We start from the raw sequence: 2,746 nt of genomic DNA, 5'->3' as shown, positions 1-2,746 counted from the left end.
ACGCGGACATCAAAGAAGTCACGATAAAGAAAGAGACGACCGGCGAATGGTTCGTCTCCTTTGGACTCGAAACTGATGACACTGATTTGCCTGAGAAACCCGACGTGGACTCGTTAAATACGAGCAACAGCATCGGAATCGACCTCGGCATCCTGAACTACATCCACACGTCGAATGGAAAAACTGTGGACTGGCTCGATCTTGAAGACGACTACGAACGACTCAGCCGAGAACAACGCAAACTCTCACGGAAAGAACACGGCTCGAACAACTACGAGAAACAACGAGTCGAAGTCGCCAAGGTCAAGCGCAGCATTCGACGCAAAGTGCTGGACTACCAGCACAAGATAACGACGTGGCTCGTCAAAGAGTACGACGCCGTGTTCGTAGAAGACCTGCACGTTCAGAGTATGCTTCAGGGTGAGGGCAACGCTCACAACAAACAGAATGCGGCGTGGCGTCAGTTCATCACGCTCCTCGAATACAAAGGCGACTTGTACGGTACACACGTTGTCCAAGTAGAGGCCCGAGGAACGACCAAAGAGTGTGCGTCGTGTGGTGTGGAGACGGTGAAACCTATCTGGGTCCGGGAACATTCCTGTCCGTCGTGTGGGTTCGAGTGTGACCGAGACGCGAACGCTTCGTTGAACGTCTTGCAGAGAGGCTTTTCTGAAGTAGGGCTGGGATGGCCCGAATCAACGCCCGTGGAGACTGCGCTCCCTACGGACACTCATTCGGTGTCTGCAAAGCGCGTCGTTGAAACGGGAAGCCTCGGGGCTTGACCCCGAGGCACTTCACGGCGACACTGAACGGAGCACCCAAGCTCTCGGAGTGCGGTTTCAATCGTGTCAGTCACAGATGGGCGATCGACCGTCTACGATGGTGCGTACAGGTTAGATATAATCGAGCTTAGAGCAGATTCACTGCAAGCGATTCCTGGCCCACCTGGAGTGCCCATTCTCACACTTGATAGGTGACCCATCGATTTTAAGTCACTTGGTGAGTAGTTGGTACTAACGACACAAGTACTTGGCAAGAAGGATGTGTGCGGCCTCAGTTGGCCTGCAAGTGTTCTGATGTATCAGACAATGATAAGCCCTTCTACCGATCATACGTGTCAAACGTGAAACCATGAAACTCAAAAACTTATTCACAAACGATCGTGCAGTCTCTCCAGTTATCGGGGTTATCCTGATGGTTGCAATAACAGTCATTCTCGCGGCAGTGATCGGAACTTTTGTCATCGGTCTTGGTGACGATTTGGGTGGTTCTGCACCGAGCGCATCATTCAGTAACAGTGTTGATGATAGCACAGTCTCATTTACTCACAATGGTGGTGATCGAATTCCTAACGGTACCGCATTCTTAGTTGCTAATGGAAATGTTACATTCGATGAGGAGACGGGAACAAATACTGAACGTGACAATGATAAACGAGCATCAGTTACAACTTCGATGACCGCAGGAACCACGGCAGCAATGGCCACAGATGCAGGTGAGGATGGCGGTTCAGTCTCATTGGTCTACGAGGAAGGCGACCGTTCAGCAACACTCTCATCCATCGATATCGATGGTGATGGCGAAGAAGAGAACGGCGAGAACGGAGAATAGACCTACCTCCAATTAATTTTTGTTTTTGTTCTATACTGAAACTTGAGTACGGGTGTATCAAACTGTTGTATGATTTCTGGACGTATATTTGATCTTACTTGTTCTAAGTCGTTTTTTTACTCGATTAGGTGAGCCAAGACTGTATAAATTATATCTGACGTTGGTGGATCGTCATCCGGCCCACTTGCAATAATCTCTAAAGCCCGATCGAGCAGCAGTTGCCGTTCATCACTGAGCCGAATAGTTGTCCGTTTACTCGCCATTTTAAATACCAATGTATGATCAGCCATCGAAACCCATTGGTTTCGACTCACTGAGCATTCGATTCTTTATATCGCCCATTCTGCCATGGTCACCAAGCACTCCCGATCGCGTCACGGTGTAGAACCGCTACTCGGAGTAAGCCAATGATTCAACTATCACACTGTTAAATTCGTACCGCAGCTGCGGCCTTTGCGATCGGGATTGTGCGCATGGGTGTAGTCATTCTCGAGGGTGCGTTATGAGTGCTGACGCGATCGGCGGGGGTGGACCCGATCATTTTCGTAAACGCCTTGACCATCGCAGAATGCAGACAGGTGGTTACGTGGGACCCACAATGAATACAAGATTTAGGGCCTGAAACACCAGAAATCAGGTTTCTCACGCAAAACACCCCTATGGATTCCCTTCCAGTAATCAAGAGATTGGACCGACCCGACACTCAATACAAACTGAATATGCTTTGATAAGGGAGTACTACCGAAGGTAAAAAATGGACGTAGAAGCTCTAAAACGTCAGAATTGGGGAGTGAGAACTCCATCGTAAAACGCTCAATTAAAAGTGGACTTGCCGGGATTTGAACCCGGGGCCTCTCCCATGCCAAGGGAGTGATCTACCCCTGATCTACAAGCCCGCGTCTGCATCTACCCGTTTTCCGGTGCGGATATTAAGGCCTTCGACTCGATCGCCCTCACACGGCAGCTCTGCACAAGCGGATCGATAAAGACTCACACAGCGACTGGCGATGGAAAACCATTAAGCCTCGAAGCCAGACAGTATCAGTGGGAACAGCACAGTCGTAACTCTGACTCGCCCATGTTGGGCTTGGGATTGCGATAGTGCGCCGGTACCCCGTGAGCTGATCGATCGTAG

Annotated in this window: 3 protein-coding genes and 1 tRNA gene; 2 read left to right on the top strand and 2 right to left on the bottom strand. The window is 50.0% G+C overall.

The features are described 5' to 3' along the window. A partial coding sequence (locus tag AArcSt2_RS16650; RefSeq protein ID WP_250586356.1) for an RNA-guided endonuclease InsQ/TnpB family protein occupies positions 1-782 on the top strand: 782 nt, incomplete at its 5' end. A gap of 349 nt (positions 783-1,131) precedes the next feature. Beyond that, positions 1,132-1,611 carry a type IV pilin domain-containing protein gene (locus tag AArcSt2_RS16645; RefSeq protein ID WP_250586354.1) on the top strand — a complete coding sequence of 160 codons (480 nt, stop codon included), beginning with the start codon at positions 1,132-1,134 and terminating at the stop codon, positions 1,609-1,611. 116 nt (positions 1,612-1,727) lie between these two features. Here AArcSt2_RS16645 and AArcSt2_RS16640 read toward each other — a convergent pair whose 3' ends face one another. Further along, positions 1,728-1,874 carry a DUF7386 family protein gene (locus tag AArcSt2_RS16640; RefSeq protein ID WP_250586352.1) on the bottom strand — a complete coding sequence of 49 codons (147 nt, stop codon included), beginning with the start codon at positions 1,872-1,874 and terminating at the stop codon, positions 1,728-1,730. 561 nt (positions 1,875-2,435) lie between these two features. Then, positions 2,436-2,507, bottom strand: a tRNA-Ala gene (locus AArcSt2_RS16635). Positions 2,508-2,746: the final 239 nt, after the last annotated feature.

The sequence above is a fragment of the Natronocalculus amylovorans genome (assembly GCF_023638035.1).
In the GTDB taxonomy this organism is placed as follows: Archaea; Halobacteriota; Halobacteria; order Halobacteriales; family Haloferacaceae; genus Natronocalculus; species Natronocalculus amylovorans.
Note: the sequence above shows the minus strand (reverse complement) of the source record. Positions and strands in the feature narration are given on the sequence as shown.